The following is a 17,693-nucleotide window of genomic DNA, read 5'->3' on the forward strand; positions in this document are numbered from 1 at the left end:
TTCTCAATTTTATATGCGCTTTTCCAACACTTGCCCTTTTTAGAATGTATGTCTTGCTTTTCGGAGAGAGAACTTGAATTGCTAAGGGTAAAAAAGGGAAATGAATCTCATAATAACGAGGAGATAGACAAAGAACGTGTATGTCAAAAGAAGGGGGCGGGTGTATGATCAAATGGAAAGACAACCGGAATGTTTTTTTAACGGCGATTGCTTTTGGCACGATGTTAAATCCACTGAATTCCTCGATGATTTCTTTAGCCTTGCATCAAATTCAGCATGAGTTCGGTTTGTCGTTTACGACGGTATCTTGGCTCATTTCAACCTTTTATTTGGCCAGTGCGGTCACGCAGCCGGTGAGTGGACGAATTGGAGACCATGTGATGAGCCGGAGAACTTTATTTTTATTTGGACTAGTTCTAGTGGCAGTCTCAGCCATTTGTGCGCCGTTTGCCCCGACTTTTGCGGTGCTGATTGTAATCCGGCTTCTTCAGGCGATTGGAAGTAGTGCGATCTATCCTTCAGGTGTTGGACTGATTCGGGATCATGTGAAGGAACGACAAGCTTCTGCTTTAGCGGTATTGTCCATCTTTGCTTCAGCGATGACAGCACTCGGGCCGACACTTGGCGGGTTTTTGATGACGATCGGCAGCTGGCCGGCGATCTTTTTAGTGAATCTGCCATTCATATTGATCAGTTTTTTTCTAGGCCTTTCCTTGTTTCCTAAGGAGAAGAAGAAAAAATTGCGTATCGGAGACACTGTCCGAAAGCTTGATTTGCCAGGGATGTTTCTATTTACAGTTTGTATTGTCCTTTTGCTTTCTTTTTTATTATCACTATCTGATGGTATTCAGTATGTACAGGGCATTCTCTGTCTTGTGAGTGCGGGTGCTTTTATATGGTGGGAATATCAGGTGGATGAGCCATTTATCCAAATTCGGATGTTCAGGCAGGAGAAACGGCTTTCACTTGTGTATGTGCAATTTATCATTTTAAATATTTTCTTCTATTGTCTCTTTTTTGGCTTGCCAAGTTATTTTCAAGATGAATTGGGCTGGCGTGTGGAGATGACGGGTCTCTTTATGCTTTGCATGTCTGGCATGAGCATAATGGTATCGCCGCTGACTGGCAAGTGGGTAGATCGCGGCGATGAACGTCACCCTGTTTTGGCAAGTGCTGTGCTGATGCTGGCCGGCGCTTCCGCCATGACTTTCTTTTTTATTCCTGCGCCATTCTGGGGGAAAGGACTGGTTCTTGCTTTGCTTGGACTCAGTTACGGGATTGGAAATGTTGCGCTTCAAGCTGCGATGTTAAAAGCGAGCCCTCAACAAATGATTGGCACGACCTCTGGGCTTTTTCAAACATGCAGGTACCTTGGTTCCATTCTGTCATCTGCCGTGCTTGGCATGCTGTTTGGTGAGGAAATTGCAGGTTCTCATTTTGAACAATTAGGCTGGACATTGATCATGATTTCTCTTGTCGGCATTAGCGTCAGCCTTTATTTTTCGAGTATGGTCAGAGGAAAACAAACAATGAAAAAAGCGGCTGGGATAAAGTAGAAGAGAGGTCTTCCATACTTTATCGCAAGCCGCTTAAGAGTTGGACAGGTCTGATCCCTGATCCTTTGTCTTTCTTCTGAAAATTTTCCCTACAATTGTCTCGTAAAATGTCACGATACGGTCAATTGGAGAGTCAAAGAACTTCCATAATTTATTCATGATAAAGACAACCACAATCGATACGATCAAGCTGCCTAATACATCAAATGGATAATGATGACCGACCCAGATGCGGGAGAACCCTGTCAGTAATCCAAAAACAAGCAAAATATTGCCGAGTTTTTTATTACGGGATCGAATGGCTAGTGAAAGAGCCAGTGCACCTGTTGTGTGGTCACTTGGGAAGGAAGCGTCTGCTGAGTGCGGGATGAGTGTGTCGACTTTGTGCGCCACAAACGGCCGCTCTTCATAATAAAACAGCGTAATAGCAAAATTGACGATGAGTGCCACGATGCCTGTTACACCAGAAAAGAAGACATGCTTCTTAAATTTGTGATTACCTAAAAACCAGCAAATCAATAAGACGAGGGCATATACGAGAATGGCCTTTTTCGTAATGAAAATCATGGCCTGATCTAAAAACTCAGAATGATGAGCCATCCCGTGTATGACTTTAAACAATTCGTAATTCAAAACATCACCTATACTTTCGCTTAACGCCAACTATTTTTCAAAAGACCTATCTGTTCATTTGAAATATCCTATATTTTAGCATGTTTTCAGTGAAGTTTAAAACAGTATCCTATTCTGATAGGGAAACCTTTTGTGCTTTTGCTTCTTGCGGTTTTCGTTCGCTCCAATAAAAAACGCCCATGCTGAGTAACACGACAACGCCAGCAATGAGATATACATTTGAAAAATCTGTGAAGCTGACAAGCAGTCCGAAGACAAATGATCCAGCGGCAATCCCCGTATCATACAGGGTAAAGAAAGTTGCTGTGGCGTAGCCTGTACGGTGTGCTGGTGAGTGCTGTATCGCAAGTGTTTGTAGACATGGCACCAAAGAACCGTAGCCAAGGCCGATGACAGCGCCGGATAAAAGAAGCATGGTGGCTGTTTGGGTAGCGGTCAGCATCCATAAACCAATCGCAAAGAGAGCAATCGATGGATAGATCACAATATGAGGCCCGACTCGGTCAAACAGTCTGCCTGTAAATGGACGTGATCCAAGCATCGCAGCTGCAAATACAATGAAGAAATAACTGCTTGCACCCATCAGGTGAAGTGAATTAGCATAGACTGAAATAAATGAAATGATCGGCGAGTAACAGAAGGAGATAATGATTCCAACTGCTGCCGTTTTTAAAGCACCTTTTTCAAACAGGTGAGAAAAAGTGAATCGAAAGATGACACTTCCGCCGTTTTCAGGCTCTGGCTGTCTAATCAGCATCGTGAAAGCTGCACCGATAGAGACGATGATCGAAAAGAGAAGAAATAAAGAATGGAATCCTACTTTTCCGACTTGATTCAGTGCGATAAACGGACCGATAACCACAGCGAGGTTCATTGACATCACAAAGTATCCAAGACCCTCTCCTCGTTTATGTTTCGGAATCATATCAGCAGCAATGGCACTTGCTACGGTTGTCAAAATGCTGAAGAAGATGCCTTGCACGAAACGCAGCATGAGAAGTGTTTGGAATTGATCAATTGGAATGTATAAATAAGTGAGCAGGGCAAAAGCCGTTGAAGAAAAAATCGCCATGCGTTTCTTGCCGAATTTCTCAATAATGGCCCCTGAAAATGGCCTTGTCACAATTGCTGATAATAAGAAGACCGTCACAAGGAGGCCACCCTGTGATTCTGTTCCATTTAATTCATCCATTGTGTAAATGGGGAGTAGTGTCAAAAGGGCATAAAAAGAGGTGAATGTAAATAAATTCACTAGGACAATCATGATAAAGTCTTTTGTCCAAATGCGTTCGTTCATGGTGTATGTCACTTCCTATTCAGTTGATAATTTGTGTAAAAGTGTATGGAGGAGTTGTTTTTCTTCGTAGGTGAAATCTGAAAGACATTCTTCTTCAAATTGTTCCATCGTCTGTTTGATTTCTTTAAACTTTGTTTTTGCATCGTCTGTCATGACGATGAGATTCTCACGTTTGTCTTTTCCTTGGACTCGTTTCACCCAGCCGTTTGCTTCTAGACGCGTCACGGTTCTTGTAATCGTCGGTGCTTCGACGTTCAAATAGGTCCAAATGTCTTTTTGCGTTTTAGGGCCGAATGTATCCAAACAAAAAAGTACAGTCCACTGGGACATGTACAAGTCATAAGCAGCAAGCGCTTCGTTCGCTTTTTTAGACAGCAGCCGCGCGCTTTGATGTATTTGATGTAAACACTCTCTGTTTAACGTATCCATAGGCTCACCTTTATTCATTATTTATCTAGGTAAATAAAATCACCTTTCTTATTTTACGTGTTACACCGATGCTTGTAAAGTGAAAATTTTCGCCACTCGAAATGATTTTTTGTTTTGTCTTTTCTGATAAATCCCTTGTCCCATCTTCATTTTTAGCATATTCCCTATGCAATGCTAATACACTGTTACAAACCTGACAAAGAGAGTGTTTGAGGTGAGGGATCGTGTTTGGCATTTACTACCTAATGGATGAGAAATTAAGACGAACAAGCGCCGCTGAAAATGGATAATATTGATACGGATCTCATTTCACACTTCTCACATCCATTTTAGGGAGGTCGAGTGGTGTGCACGATTACATCAAAGAGCGAACAATCAAGATAGGAAAGTATATCGTGGAGACAAAGAAAACCGTTCGTGTAATTGCGAAAGAATTTGGAGTCTCTAAAAGTACTGTACACAAGGATCTAACAGAAAGACTGCCAGAAATTAATCCAGATCTGGCTAACGAAGTGAAGGAGATACTGGATTATCATAAATCAATCCGTCACCTGCGAGGGGGAGAAGCCACAAAGTTAAAGTATAAAAAAGAAGAAATTTTAGAAGGTGAGCCTGTAAAACAGTAAGCTTTAGTTCTTTGTTCATAAACATGATATATATATCTTCCTCTTATCGGTAGTTTCTAACCACAAATTTTGTAAAGACTTTTGTAAAGAAATATCTTTTTTTCTGCAAATTATGATAGAATATATAATTAGGGCAGAATGTGGTATTTGCTATGGAAACAGATTTTCAAGGAGGATATATATAGATGTTTGCTAGGGATATTGGAATTGATCTTGGTACTGCAAATGTACTGATTCATGTCAAAGGAAAAGGAATTGTGTTAAATGAACCATCTGTTGTCGCTCTTGATAAAAACAGCGGGAAAGTATTAGCTGTTGGAGAAGAAGCGAGACGTATGGTTGGACGTACGCCTGGGAATATTGTTGCGATTCGTCCATTAAAAGATGGCGTAATTGCTGATTTTGAAGTAACTGAAGCGATGCTCAAGCATTTTATTAACAAATTGAATGTGAAAGGGCTGTTCTCTAAGCCGCGTATGCTCATCTGCTGCCCGACAAACATTACATCTGTTGAGCAGAAGGCAATCAAAGAAGCTGCTGAAAAAAGCGGCGGGAAGCATGTATTTCTTGAAGAAGAGCCAAAAGTAGCAGCAATTGGTGCTGGTATGGATATTTTTCAGCCAAGTGGAAACATGGTCGTAGATATTGGAGGCGGAACGACAGATATCGCTGTCATCTCGATGGGTGACATTGTAACCGCCTCTTCTATTAAAATGGCTGGAGACAAATTTGACCTGGAAATTCTAAACTACATTAAAAAAGAGTACAAGCTGTTGATCGGTGAGCGAACTGCAGAGGACATTAAGATCCAAGTTGCAACGGTATTCCCAGACGCACGTCACGAAGAGATCTCGATTCGTGGACGAGACATGGTGACAGGATTACCAAGAACGATTACCGTCACAAGCAAAGAAGTAGAAGAAGCATTACGTGAATCTGTATCTGCCATTGTTCAGGCTGCGAAACAAGTTCTTGAAAGAACACCACCTGAATTATCAGCTGATATCATTGACCGCGGCGTCATCATTACTGGTGGCGGAGCGCTTCTAAACGGGCTTGATCAATTGCTTGCAGAAGAGCTGAAAGTACCAGTTTTTGTTGCAGAAAATCCAATGGATTGTGTAGCAGTTGGTACTGGCGTGATGCTTGATAATATGGACAAGCTGCCAAAGCGTAAACTCAGCTAATGATTTCCCTCATTCTTTTTAGAAAGAATGGGGGATTTTTATTAAAGAAGCCTGCCAATATGCCGATATATTTCATAGAAGATTGTGTACTGATGATTTTAGGTCATGTGAAAGAATTTGAATGAGGTGAGCACGTGTTAAAAGGACTATACACCGCAACATCTGCCATGATCGCTCAAGAGCGGCGGACAGAAATGCTTTCAAATAATATCGCAAATGCGAATACTCCAGGCTATAAAGCAGATGAAGGGGCCATGCGCGCATTTCCAGAAATGTTGCTAAGCCGAATGGAATCAGGACGTTTCCAAACATCTTCAGGCAAAGGCTTTAGTATCCCGCAGCAAACGGCGATTGGCGGAATTAATACGGGAACATACATGCAGGAATTGATTCCTCAATTTACACAAGGAACATTAAAAACAACGGATCAAACAACGGATATTGCATTAGTAGAAAATAATGTACCCATCAACCCGGAGACAAATCAAAAGTCAGCGCTTTTTTATGCTGTGAATACACCAGAAGGCGTTCGTTATACGAAAAGCAGTTCCATTACATTGAATGATCAAAATCAGCTGACGATCAATGGACGTGCCCTTCTCTCCGTGACAGGTCAGCCGATTACCGTTCAAAGTGAGAATTTCAAAGTGAACGCAGATGGAACCGTGAGTGAAAACGGACAAAACCTTGGACAAATTGATGTACGTGTTGCAATGGATACAAGAAACCTTGCGCGTGAAGGAAATGATTTATACCGTACAGCTGATAATCAGCCTCTTCCAAGTGCGGTCAATAACGGTCAAATGTCCTATACATTAAGCCAAGGTGTATCAGAGCTGTCGAACGTTGATGTGACGAAATCATATACAGAAATGACAACAGCCTACCGCGCATTTGAAACAAACCAAAAAGTGGTTCAGGCATATGATAAGAGTTTAGAAAAAGCAGTGAACGAAATCGGAAGAGTGTATTAATGAAGAAATGAAAGAGAGAGGAGGATTCTCATGCTTAGAACGATGATCAATGCAGCTGTGTCGATGAACGAGGTGCAAAAGCAGCTTGATATCATTAGTAATAACATCGCAAACAGTGAAACAACAGGGTATCGCGCGAAAAACACCCGTTTTTCAGAGCTGGTCAGACAACAGTTTAATCAGGTAGAAGAAAAAAATGAGCAGGTGGCAAACAGTCGTCTGACACCTGCTGGTTTAAGGCTTGGAACTGGAACGATGGTCAATGCATCCATTAACTCATTGCAAGGGTCTATTAAAGAAACAGGCCGTGACCTTGATGTTGCATTTGGTGCGCCATCTCAGTATTTGCAGGTTAATGCTGGCGGTAACATCCGGTATACAAGAGATGGCTCTCTTTATTTACAGCCAGGAAATAATCGGAATCAAGTCCAGCTGGTGACAAGCGAAGGCCATCCGATTCTTGACGAAAACGGGAATGAGATTGTCTTAAATGCGAATTTCCGTGATATTTCTATCGATAAAAATGGCCGGCTTACAGCTATTTCTCGAGGCAATCAACCGAATCAGCAGGTGAATCTTGGGGTTGTTCAAGTGAATAATTCTTCAGCACTCATCTCTGAAGGAGAAAATTTGTTCTCAGTCGACGGCAACTATCAAGGCGCTTTAACGGCACTGAATGGGGCAAACCGTCAGGCCATTCAACTTCAGCAAGGTGCACTTGAAACGTCGAATGTGGACATGTCTAAAGAATTAACAGACCTCATGACAACACAGCGTTCGTATCAGATGAACTCAAGAACCATTACGATGGGCGATCAGATGCTAGGACTCATTAATACCATTCGATAATGAGCAGGCGGATGTCAGCCTCTCATGATAAAAAAGGCGGCTCGCTCAAAGTCGCCCTTTTTTTTATAAAAATCTGAGACATCTGCAAGCAGGTCTTCAAGATCAATCCAGGCTTCTTTTCGTTCAAGACATGTGACGAGTGTAGCAATCTGTTCATCTGCCTTGGGCGTTTGGCTGTAGAGAAGGAATAAAATTTGGAACTTGATTCTTAATAGATCAAATTGGGCATCAACGGCTTCTTTTAGCCCTTTTTGAATATACTTCATTCCTTCATCAGTTAAATTCTCTTTAAAGCAGGAACGCACAGTTTCATAGAGACACGATACATAGGAGTGGGCAGATTTTCGGTATGCTGGGAGCCGAAGCGCTTTTTTAAAGTATTCTAGTGCTTCCTTATGACGGTTTTGTCTTGACTTGATAAAACCAGCGTCATAATACACGATACCAAGCAGTTCTTGGTCATCAATCATTTTCACGTATTCGATAATTTCAATAAAAATAGCTTCTGCTTCTTCATATTTTTTTTGATCACTAAAGTTAAGTGCGAGCACAATTTTGCACCGATAAATGCTGTGGATATCCCCGTGCTTTGCAAAGATATCCATGGCTTTTTCAACATGTCGAATGGATAACAGTGAATAGCGGTTGTTATAATAAACACCACTTGTACGGAAATGAAACTCCGCTTCCTCTAACTCATCGTCTAGCAGGGGAAGTTTTTCTTCTGCTTTTTCAAGATAATGAATGGCATCATTTTGATCGCTCTTTAAAGATTCGTATAAACCGAGAAAAAAGTAAAAATAATATTGTAGTTGATCGTTCATTTGATCTTTGTGGAGCATGAGTTCATGCTTCAGTTTTTCTAAGTCTTCTGTTTGATTCATCCAGAGCTGGTGCCGAAAAAGTATAAGCTGATAATGTAAATGAAGCTCCTGTTTCTTTGATAATCTACGTTTATATTTGGTTAAGGACATTTTGATCTCTTCAGCCTTCGAAAAATGTCGATGTTTTAGCATTGTATACCACGAATGGAGAAGTTTTTTAATGGATTTATCGCTTATAAAATTCATTTTTACCCTCTTATTCAATCAATGATGTAATATATATTACCATATTTGTGAAAAAACGATGAGTGTAGAGTGGATTATATTTCATGACAATAGGTAATGATAGATGTTATTTTTTACCATAAATGTGGACTGGACGTTGAAAAATGACTGCATTCATAATATACTTCAATAGGAATCAAATGAAGATTAGCGATATAGAAAAGAAGGAGAGATCAAGACATGCTTGATGCTCAGCAAATTCAAGACATTATTCCACACCGTTATCCATTTTTATTGGTTGACCGTATTCTAGAAGTTGATGGTGAGAAAAGAGCGGTTGGAATCAAAAATGTCACAGTAAATGAAGAATTTTTTAATGGCCATTTCCCAGGATACCCCGTCATGCCGGGTGTGCTTATTGTAGAAGCGCTTGCTCAAGTTTTTGGGGTCATCATGTTAGGTAAAGAAGAGAACAAAGGGAAAATTGGTTTGTTTGCAGGGATTGACAGCTGCCGATTCAAAAGACAGGTCAAGCCAGGCGATCAGCTACGTTTAGAGGTTGAAGTCACACGTCTTCGCGGTCCAGTTGCCAAAGGAAAAGCAGTTGCAACAGTAGATGGCGAAGTGGCATGTGAAGCAGAACTGACATTTTCTATCGGTCCGAAAGTATCGTAATGTGTCTGACGGTTCATCTTGTATGAACCGTTTTTTATATGGAAACATTCATCCAGATCGGATGAGGACTTGCTTTTTTGACAAAAAAACGTCATATTAGACAAAAAAAGATGAAGGTGATAAACAATGCTGAAAGAATTTAGAGAGTTTGCCGTCAAGGGGAATGTGATTGACCTGGCTGTCGGTGTCATCATCGGGGGAGCATTTGGCAAAATTGTCACTTCTCTTGTGAATGATTTAATTATGCCGCTTGTTGGTATTATTGTCGGGGGGCATGATTTTAGTGGATTGTCTATTAAAATCGGTTCTGCTCAAATTTTGTATGGAAGTTTCATTCAAACAGTGGTCGATTTCTTGATTATCTCCTTTTCCATTTTTATCTTTATTCGTTATTTAAATAAATTAAAACGGAAAAAGGTAGAGGAAGAAGAAGTGGTTGAAACGCCAGATCAAACGGAAGTGTTGTTAACCGAAATTAGAGATCTTTTGAAAAATCAAAGCCAATCGAAAGATGTGCAATAGAAAAAGAGCGGCTCATCCCGCTCTCAGCGTGTAGACAAACCCTCGCATTCTTTGTCAGGGCTGTGCTCCGGTGCTCACGAATATTAAATTCGCTCTGCTCCGGTGCTCGCCCTTCCTAGACTTCAAAGGTTTTCTATCACGCTGAAAAGGAAGACAAAGGGCTAAAATAAAGTTCATTTTAGCCCTTTGTCTAAGAGCGGCTCATCCCGCTCTTTTTTATGTGTTCTGTTTAAAAGCATCCAGCAGTTTTTCTCCTGATAGCCCCTCTTTGACGAGGTCTTTTAATACTTCTTCGGTTTCTGTTCTGTAACGATTTGTGATCATTTTACCGTCGAGTAATACAGATATGTTTTCTTCTAAGGCAACGATGTTTTTGACTTGGACCGATAGATGAACAGGGCGGTTGTTTTCTTTTGTAATCGTCACGAGAATCTTTACTTCTGTATGCTGCTGGAAGAGCACCTCAAACACTTGTCTATGCTTCTTTGGAATCAGTGCCTCGATCATCCAGTGATTTTCGCCATCTTCTTTATTAATGATTAAGCCGTCACGAAGGGGAATGCTGGACATTTTATCTTGCTTTGGATCAAGTTCGATTTTTAAATCAATCAGCCTAAAGGTTTTCATATTTATCACCTCACAAGCGTTCATTATTCGTAAGTATCATTATAGCATACAACATCTGTATAAATGAAACCGCTGCCTACTCAGAACTAGCTGCATATAAGTGAAAGGAGATGTTTTATGGAGTCCTATCAACTTCGAAACATACATATTGGTGAGGAAAAGGAAAGCAATGTGAGGGTCTATACATGGGGAGACATTCTCTCTTTTTGTGATGTGTATATGGAAGAAGGGGAGTCCCTCACTTTTCAATACGTGACAGACGATCAAATGGACTGTTTTGAATTTCAATTGTCAATTCATGATGGAAGGCTTTGTTTTTATTGGTTCGCGTGGGACGGGTCTGACTATATTCACATGCCTTCTAGTAATTGGATTCATTCAGATGTTTTTTATCAATTTATGAAAAATAAGTATTTCGTCAAACAAAATAAGATGATGTTTTATACGCAAGTGGTAAAAAGTAAAAATGATTGAGGAAATAAAGAATTTGAAGAACGATTTTATCATTTTCGTTTTTTGTCTCTTGTGCTATTTCTCAGTAGACTAGGGTTAGCTGAAAGGAAAGGAGGCAAAAGGCAAAGGTCTAGCATCTCGCAGCCCCCCTCTAGCTATAGCTGATAGACTTTGCCTTGTACACATATTCACTGCGTAATAGTAGAACCAAGGTTTCTTTGTATCAGTCATGTGTCCCCTGTGAATCCCCTTATGCGTATCCGGTCATGTAGCGTGACCGGGTACTCTTATATTCATTGATAAGCCGATCATCCCTTGCAAATAGTGGATACTCATTTCATAATGATGATGGATTTGATAAACGGAAGGTCAACTGAAAATGCAGGCAAAAAAGGAGAGACCGATGACAAACATTCAATTAATCGCAACGGATTTAGACGGAACTTTATTGAACAGTGAGCACAAAGTGAGTCAGGAAAACGAGCAGGCGTTAAAGGAAGCAGCGGCGAGTGGGATTGAGGTTGTCGTTTCAACAGGAAGAGCGTATTTTGATGTGAAATCTATTTTTGATCAGCTTGGGATGAATACGTGGGTCATCAGTGCAAATGGAGCTGTGATTCATGATCCAGAAGGTCAGGTATATCATTCGGCTGTTCTAGAAGAAGAAAAAGCAAAACACATCTTATCATGGCTTGAGGAGCGTGATTATTACTATGAAGTGTTTACGAATGAAGCCATTTACACACCAAACCGCGGCAGGGAGCTTCTGGCGATAGAAATGGACCGCTTAAAGAGTGCAAATCCAGAAACGGATCAGCGTGTTCTTGAGCAAGCGGCTGAAGTTCAATACAGCCAGTCTGGTTTTGCTTATATTGATACATATCAAGAATTGTTTCGTGAGGATCAGAAGCTTTCGTTTTATAACATCTTAGGTTTCTCATTTTTTCAAGACAGATTGAAAGCCGGATGGGATGCGTTTGGACATGATTCTGAATTAACATTGGTTAGTTCGGCTGATCATAACTTTGAAATTGGAGCAAAGGAGGCGTCGAAAGGGCAGGCGTTAACCAGGCTGGCAGAAAAGCTCGGTATTCCATTAAGCCGAACAGCGGCTGTAGGAGACAGTTTAAATGATGAATCGATGATTCGGGCAGCTGGGGTTGGAATTGCAATGGGGAATGCGAGAAAGGATATAAAAGAATTAGCTGATCACGTCACGTTAACAAATGATGAACATGGTGTGGCACATATGATTCAACATCTTTTGAAATAATTGAATCGTATGTATTTGTATAAATGACATAGGATGAAGCGCATTCTACAAAAGAGGAATTCAGAACTACTTCTATTTACACCCGCTATGGAACATCATATAATTTAATTATGAATATAACCCGCTTGTAAGGAAGTTAAGGAGAGTAAACGAATGGCGCTGGAATCTTATAAGTCCGACAATCTGCATTTAATCAAGGAAGCCTTAGACTATACTCAGGTTGGCCTGACGGTGACGGACCCGTCTTTACCTGATAATCCTTTAATATATGTGAACAAGGGCTTTTTAGATATGACAGGCTATCAAGAAACCGAAGTATTAGGAAAGAACTGTCGTTTCCTTCAAGGAGATGAAACTGAACAGATTGCTCTCAAACAAATTAGGGCAGCCATTGAAAACAAAGAGGCTGTCACTGTACAGTTGAAAAACTATAAAAAATCTGGTCAAATGTTTTGGAACGAGTTAAGTGTGGCGCCTCTATGGATTGATGAAAATGAAGGGAAACGCCTTTATTTCGTTGGTCTGCAAAAGGATGTTACGAAAGAGAAGGAACAGCAAGAGCTTCTTGAGCAATCCATTGATGAAGTATTGAATATTTCTGTCCCAATTGTTCCGGTGAAGGATGGTATTTCTGTCCTGCCGATCATTGGTACGTTAACAGCACCAAGATTTGATAAAATCATCTCAACAGTCTCCACTTATATCTCTCAATCCAAAGACGATTACTTTATTGTGGATCTGTCTGGTTTATTAGAGGTGGATTCATTTGTGGCAGATGCGATCTTTAAGCTGAATGATTTGATTTTAATGACTGGCACTGAACTGATCGTGACAGGTATTAAACCAAATCTTGCGATGAAAATGGGAGAAATGAGAGAGGACTTCCGTGAGTTGAACACGTATATGAATGTGAAATCTGCATTGAAAAAGCTGCAAATTTAAGCATTCCTTTAGATGAGATTAAAAAAAGAGGACTTTTCATCACGCCCTGAGAAAAGTCCTCTTTTTGCTGTCATTACGAAGATTGAGCGGCTGCACTTAACGTGAATAAATCTTCTAGTTCGTTCGTTGACAGCTCTGTAATCCAGCTTTCACTTTGGATAATTTGATCATTTAACGTTTGTTTTGTTTCGAGCATTTGATCAATTTTTTCCTCTATCGTGCCGGTTGTGATCATCTTATGGACGTGCACAAACCGCTTTTGCCCGATGCGGTAAGCACGGTCTGTTGCTTGGTTTTCTACAGCAGGATTCCACCATCTATCGTAGTGAATGACATGATTGGCGGCGGTTAAGTTTAGTCCGGTTCCTCCTGCTTTTAAAGAAAGAATTAAGATGTTGAACTCTTTTTTCTGGAAGCGTTCCACCATTTTGTCCCGATCATGTTTTGATAAGCTCCCATTTAAAAATTGAACTGGTTCTCCAAACATCTTTTCGGCGAGCTGTTTGATCATGTTGCCCATTTCAATATACTGCGTAAAAATGAGACAGCTTTCTCCTTGTTCGTGTATGGCTTTTAACAGCTCTGCTAATTTATCCATTTTTAATGAACGCTTCAACAATTTCACATCTGTTCCGCTCTCTTTTAAATAAAGAGCAGGGTGATCGCAAATTTGTTTGAGTCTGCCAAGCATACTTAAAATGATGGCTTTCCGCTGCATCCCTGTTAATGAGGCCATATGTTCGAATGTATCTTTGACCAGCTGTTCATATAAAGATGCCTGCTCTGCAGATAACGGGATGAATTCTTTTTCTTCTAGTTTCTCTGGCAGATTGAGTGCGACTTCTTCATCTTGTTTTGTTCGTCTTAATAAGAATGGCTTGATCAGCTGCTGTAGCTGTTGGATTCTTTTTTCTTCACGGTCTTTTTCAATCGGAAGGACGAACTTTTTATGAAAACTGGTCAGGCTGCCGAGATATCCTTTGTTCACGAAGTCGAAAATAGACCAAAGCTCTGTCAAGCGGTTCTCCATCGGTGTCCCGCTGAGGGCAATGTGGTGCTGTCCTTTTAATTGCCTAATGGCTCTCGATTGTTTCGTATGGGCATTTTTAATGTTCTGGGCTTCATCTAAGCAAATGGTATTCCATTTGGCTGCTGTTAATTCATCACGGTCAGAATGTGAGAGACCATACGAAGTGAGGACGATATCTGTTGATTCGTACGCTTTTGTAAAGTTCTCACCTTGTGGACGTGACGGTCCATAATGCAGAGCGACATTCAAATGTGGTGCGAATGTTTCAAGCTCTCTTTGCCAGTTCCCTAATACGGAAGTCGGTGCAATGATGAGAGATGGAGCGGCGTCTTGTTGATGCTCCTTCAAATAGGTGAAATAAGCGATCATTTGAATCGTTTTTCCAAGTCCCATATCATCTGCTAAACAAGCCCCGAATCCATGAGACCTTAAGAACAGAAGCCAGTTGACACCGTGCTGCTGATACGGGCGCAGTGTGCCCTTAAAGGACTCACTCATCTCATAGGATGGCAGCTCTTGTGTATCATTTAACTGATGAACAAGTCCTCGTAGTTGAGACGAAAGTTCAAATTGAATATGGGCAAAGGCCGAACTGTCTAGCAGCTCAGGAATCGACTCAGAGGAGGCCTCTTGGTCTGCGAGTTCACGTGATAAAATATCCGACATATGAAGTCCTTCGTTCTCAGCGCGCTCCATCCATTTCTTCATTTGCTGGATAAAGGTCGGATCGATTTTAATCCATTGTCCACGAATGTTGACAAGACGACGTTTACTTTGAACAAGCTCGTTGAACTCATCTTCTGTCAGCTCAATCCCGTTTGTGGCAAAGCGCCAATTAAAGTCCATAAGGGCATCCATTCCAACATGCGATTCGCCTCGTGGTGTGGAGGAAATCCGTGCTTTTAGCATCATGGTGCTTTCTTTGACGATCTGCCACCATGATGGGAGCAGGATCTCAATCCCCATGTTCACAAGTGTTTCACTCGCTTCAGATAGGAAGAGCCACGCTTCTTCTTCTGACATGAGGGTGGTACCAGATGTAAATGAGAGCCAAGGGACAATCTGACCGAACCGCTCCAGCTCTCTGGTGATTTTTTCTTGAAACGGACGCCATGATTTTTTTAAAGAACGGATGCCTTCAAAGAAATGCAGATCACTGTTTTTCTTATCACGCAAAAACAATTCAATTTTCCAATCATCCCCGTCGAAATCAGGCTCATTTAAACGCAAGCCGACAGTGAAAGGCGTCTCATCATCAATCCAGCCGATCGTTTCCAAGAAATCCTGTTCATCTAAAAAATGTCCTTGGAAGGAGGAAAGAGCAGGCGATTGTGCAGTCATTCGGTTCCATTTGTGCTGCAAGGCATCATCATACTGAATGTAATCCTGTACGGCAAAGGAGAACCAATCAGCTGTGTAGCCATCTAACAGGCCTTCTTTGTCTTTAAAGCGAAGCATGCCTTTTGTCCATGCCTCGAAATCTGGGACAAAATCTTCATCCTCGATGAATTCGTAAATGGTTGAGGCTGTTTTCATAAGCGGCTCTGTTTCATCCGTTAACGTCACATGGCTGAAAGTATTGAATGAATTTTTCCCTAGCAATTCAACGGTCATCCAAGGACTTAACAGGAAGGCAGGTGTGCCAATAAAGCTCACATCTTCTAAGAATGTTCCGTAAAAAGATGATTCGTGCCATTGGAAAAGCTGCCTCTTCATTTCATTTAGCGGTACAGGCTGTCCGTCCTCTGCTTGCGCTGAAATGGTGAAAGAGAAATCTTCGGTTTGTTCTGCATGAATGACAATTTGTTTATGGCGTGTCATCAATTAATTTTCCTTTCTTCATTTCCTCTTGGAACGCACGCAGCCGTTTTGTTGAATCTTGCAGCTGCTGTACATATCTTTCCCACACCGCGTTTTTTTTCGTTTTATGATAAAGCGTACGCAGTTTTTTGAGCATTTTCACAGATTCCCGGTAAGCACTTCGATTCTTTTGATCGAGAAGCAGTGAGATTTCCCGGTGGTACGAAGGAATGAGTGCTTCAGGCTCTTCCTTTGCAATCTGTTTGATCAGTTCTTTCTCCAATTCACTGATAGAGAAACCAACGAGGCTGTGTATTTCAATCCATTCTGCATAGCGTTCTTGTGCATATAAGAGCTGACTATATTCAGTAAAGGCATAAGGCATACAGATTTGGAGATAGCGTTCATACAAGAAATGATCTTTCGTCTGTTTAAAGTACGTGTCTAAATAAAAGAAGAAATCGCTGACGGCTCCACGCAGTTCTCTATAAGATAGGTCAAGCTGGCAATATTCTTCTAATACATATGTGATCTCTTGATACCAAAGTTTGAGACGCTTCCAGTCCTTGCGGTTTGTGAGGTCCTTTAGCCAATTGAGTACATTCGGCAGCATATCTGCATTGAGCAATTTTAATTGCTGGAAGAGTCTTTCGTCTTCTTTTAGCAAATAATCCATATGCATCAGCCCAATGGTGCGCTCAACCGTTTGTTCCTGCTGTTGGGCGCTCTTGAGTAATTCTGTTTCTTTTTTGACCCATTTCCCTCTATTTAATATAGTTCCCCACATTTCCATAAAGACCGCAACTCGTTCATGCTGGAAAGGTCCGCTGATTTGAAGAAGTGTCCGAACGGCAGTTGGTGTGTTTTCAAGAAACGGATCGAGGGAAAAGGAAAGGGCGTATGTCCTCAAGTGATCCACTGAATCAAAAATGGTGTTCATGAGCTGTTCTACATATGGATTCATCGAATAAAAGTCTTTTTCGGCATCAAGACGGCCGAGATCGATTAGCTCATGGAGCCTTAACCACACATCGATCGACGTATGAATCGCATACAAACTCTTGAATTCAGGTGAAGTGGGTGCGTGTTTTTTCAGGATCGATAAATAGCCGTAATACAAATGCTGTGGCGTTTGCTGGTGCTTCGGTGTCCGTTTCAGCCAGAGGTGAAATTCCTCCTGGAAAAAATTCAGCCAGCTCTGAAGTGATTGTTCATCTGGGCGCTTCACTTGGAAGTGCTGACGAATGAGTTCTTTGCTGCGCTGTAATTCATCCTTCTCTGACCAATTTTCTGTAAAGCCGGTCACACTCTCTACTTGAGCGTATAGCGAAAAGAAGACAGCGAGGATGTGTTTACATAGTCCATCAGCTGGACATGAGCAGCTGCTTCTCACTGGAAACAGCACATGAAGGTGGACTCTTGCTGCCACGACATCATGTACATAAGCTGACCATTCGGTATCAGACTCTTGCTTGAGCCGATATACGCTGTCCTGTCTATAAGTAATCAATGCTTTTTTGATGAGTTGTTTGTTTTCATCTGTTGCAGGAAGAAGTTCTTTGATCTGTTCGGCTGTTTGTTTGATTTCTTCTTCGTTGATGTTGTGCTGAAGCATTTGATCCGCTCCTAACCAAGTAAAAGATTCCAATTCTTTTATTATAGCTCAATGGTGATTTATAAAAAAGTTTTTCATGAAAATGGTCATAAATTTCAAAAGCTGTCGAATGATGTAATAGAGTATTGCATAAACCAACCATACAGCATATAATAA

Annotated in this window: 17 protein-coding genes; 10 read left to right on the plus strand and 7 right to left on the minus strand. The window is 41.2% G+C overall.

Annotated elements, in window-relative coordinates; translation table 11 throughout:
• Nucleotides 1-164 precede the first annotated feature (164 nt).
• Nucleotides 165-1,556 carry an MFS transporter gene (locus ACTJJD_RS08000; RefSeq protein ID WP_440608270.1) on the plus strand — a complete coding sequence of 464 codons (1,392 nt, stop codon included), beginning with the start codon at nt 165-167 and terminating at the stop codon, nt 1,554-1,556.
• Nucleotides 1,557-1,589: 33 nt separating this feature from the next.
• Here ACTJJD_RS08000 and ACTJJD_RS08005 read toward each other — a convergent pair whose 3' ends face one another.
• The 3 genes from ACTJJD_RS08005 to ACTJJD_RS08015 all read right to left on the minus strand — a co-directional run bounded on the left by ACTJJD_RS08005 (nt 1,590) and on the right by ACTJJD_RS08015 (nt 3,915).
• Nucleotides 1,590-2,189, minus strand: a complete 600-nt coding sequence (locus ACTJJD_RS08005) for an undecaprenyl-diphosphatase (RefSeq protein WP_217816083.1) — start codon at nt 2,187-2,189, stop codon at nt 1,590-1,592.
• Between the two features lie 109 nt (nt 2,190-2,298).
• Nucleotides 2,299-3,486 (minus strand): MFS transporter, encoded by a 1,188-nt coding sequence (locus ACTJJD_RS08010; protein WP_024718734.1) that lies wholly within the window; start codon nt 3,484-3,486, stop codon nt 2,299-2,301.
• 15 nt (nt 3,487-3,501) lie between these two features.
• Nucleotides 3,502-3,915, minus strand: a complete 414-nt coding sequence (locus tag ACTJJD_RS08015) for a MarR family winged helix-turn-helix transcriptional regulator (RefSeq protein ID WP_282833336.1) — start codon at nt 3,913-3,915, stop codon at nt 3,502-3,504.
• Nucleotides 3,916-4,262: 347 nt separating this feature from the next.
• Between ACTJJD_RS08015 and spoIIID the strand changes: the two genes are divergently transcribed.
• From spoIIID to ACTJJD_RS08035, 4 genes are all read left to right on the plus strand, one after another.
• Nucleotides 4,263-4,541 (plus strand): sporulation transcriptional regulator SpoIIID, encoded by a 279-nt coding sequence (gene spoIIID / locus ACTJJD_RS08020; RefSeq protein ID WP_008343327.1) that lies wholly within the window; start codon nt 4,263-4,265, stop codon nt 4,539-4,541.
• A gap of 185 nt (nt 4,542-4,726) precedes the next feature.
• Nucleotides 4,727-5,728 carry a cell shape-determining protein Mbl gene (gene mbl, locus ACTJJD_RS08025; RefSeq protein WP_007497573.1) on the plus strand — a complete coding sequence of 334 codons (1,002 nt, stop codon included), beginning with the start codon at nt 4,727-4,729 and terminating at the stop codon, nt 5,726-5,728.
• 134 nt (nt 5,729-5,862) lie between these two features.
• Entirely contained in the window at nt 5,863-6,702 is an 840-nt protein-coding gene (locus tag ACTJJD_RS08030) for a flagellar hook-basal body protein (protein WP_017360018.1), read from the plus strand.
• Nucleotides 6,703-6,732: 30 nt separating this feature from the next.
• Complete coding sequence (locus tag ACTJJD_RS08035; protein WP_440608271.1) at nt 6,733-7,551, plus strand: flagellar hook-basal body protein; 819 nt, start codon at nt 6,733-6,735, stop codon at nt 7,549-7,551.
• Between the two features lie 14 nt (nt 7,552-7,565).
• Here ACTJJD_RS08035 and ACTJJD_RS08040 read toward each other — a convergent pair whose 3' ends face one another.
• Nucleotides 7,566-8,621 (minus strand): tetratricopeptide repeat protein, encoded by a 1,056-nt coding sequence (locus ACTJJD_RS08040; protein ID WP_440608272.1) that lies wholly within the window; start codon nt 8,619-8,621, stop codon nt 7,566-7,568.
• A 219-nt stretch (nt 8,622-8,840) separates the two neighbouring features.
• On the opposite strand from ACTJJD_RS08040, the gene fabZ reads away from it, so the two are divergent.
• Both fabZ and mscL read left to right on the plus strand, forming a co-directional pair.
• Entirely contained in the window at nt 8,841-9,275 is a 435-nt protein-coding gene (gene fabZ / locus ACTJJD_RS08045; protein WP_007497564.1) for a 3-hydroxyacyl-ACP dehydratase FabZ, read from the plus strand.
• Nucleotides 9,276-9,401: 126 nt separating this feature from the next.
• Nucleotides 9,402-9,797, plus strand: a complete 396-nt coding sequence (gene mscL, locus ACTJJD_RS08050) for a large conductance mechanosensitive channel protein MscL (RefSeq protein WP_007497563.1) — start codon at nt 9,402-9,404, stop codon at nt 9,795-9,797.
• Nucleotides 9,798-10,013: 216 nt separating this feature from the next.
• Here mscL and ACTJJD_RS08055 read toward each other — a convergent pair whose 3' ends face one another.
• The gene (locus ACTJJD_RS08055; protein WP_003215215.1) at nt 10,014-10,424 is read right to left on the minus strand and encodes a YwpF-like family protein; all 411 of its coding nucleotides are present in this window, start codon (nt 10,422-10,424) and stop codon (nt 10,014-10,016) included.
• Between the two features lie 117 nt (nt 10,425-10,541).
• Between ACTJJD_RS08055 and ACTJJD_RS08060 the strand changes: the two genes are divergently transcribed.
• The 3 genes from ACTJJD_RS08060 (at nt 10,542) to ACTJJD_RS08070 (ending at nt 13,092) form a co-directional block, all read left to right on the plus strand.
• Nucleotides 10,542-10,898, plus strand: a complete 357-nt coding sequence (locus ACTJJD_RS08060) for a hypothetical protein (RefSeq protein WP_024718729.1) — start codon at nt 10,542-10,544, stop codon at nt 10,896-10,898.
• Between the two features lie 391 nt (nt 10,899-11,289).
• Nucleotides 11,290-12,150 (plus strand): Cof-type HAD-IIB family hydrolase, encoded by an 861-nt coding sequence (locus ACTJJD_RS08065; protein WP_216635359.1) that lies wholly within the window; start codon nt 11,290-11,292, stop codon nt 12,148-12,150.
• 153 nt (nt 12,151-12,303) lie between these two features.
• Nucleotides 12,304-13,092, plus strand: a complete 789-nt coding sequence (locus ACTJJD_RS08070) for an STAS domain-containing protein (protein WP_017360015.1) — start codon at nt 12,304-12,306, stop codon at nt 13,090-13,092.
• A gap of 73 nt (nt 13,093-13,165) precedes the next feature.
• On the opposite strand, the gene ACTJJD_RS08075 is transcribed toward ACTJJD_RS08070, so the two are convergent.
• A complete protein-coding gene (locus tag ACTJJD_RS08075; RefSeq protein WP_017360014.1) occupies nt 13,166-15,943 on the minus strand; it encodes a DEAD/DEAH box helicase in 2,778 nt (925 codons plus the stop codon).
• Nucleotides 15,930-17,537: an SWIM zinc finger family protein gene (locus ACTJJD_RS08080; RefSeq protein ID WP_440608273.1), complete on the minus strand. Its 1,608-nt coding sequence runs from the start codon at nt 17,535-17,537 to the stop codon at nt 15,930-15,932. The genes ACTJJD_RS08075 and ACTJJD_RS08080 overlap by 14 nt, the downstream gene beginning before the upstream one ends.
• Nucleotides 17,538-17,693 lie beyond the last annotated feature (156 nt).

Source organism: Bacillus sp. 22446 (assembly GCF_052044955.1).
GTDB classification, from domain to species: domain Bacteria; phylum Bacillota; class Bacilli; order Bacillales; family Bacillaceae; genus Bacillus; species Bacillus altitudinis.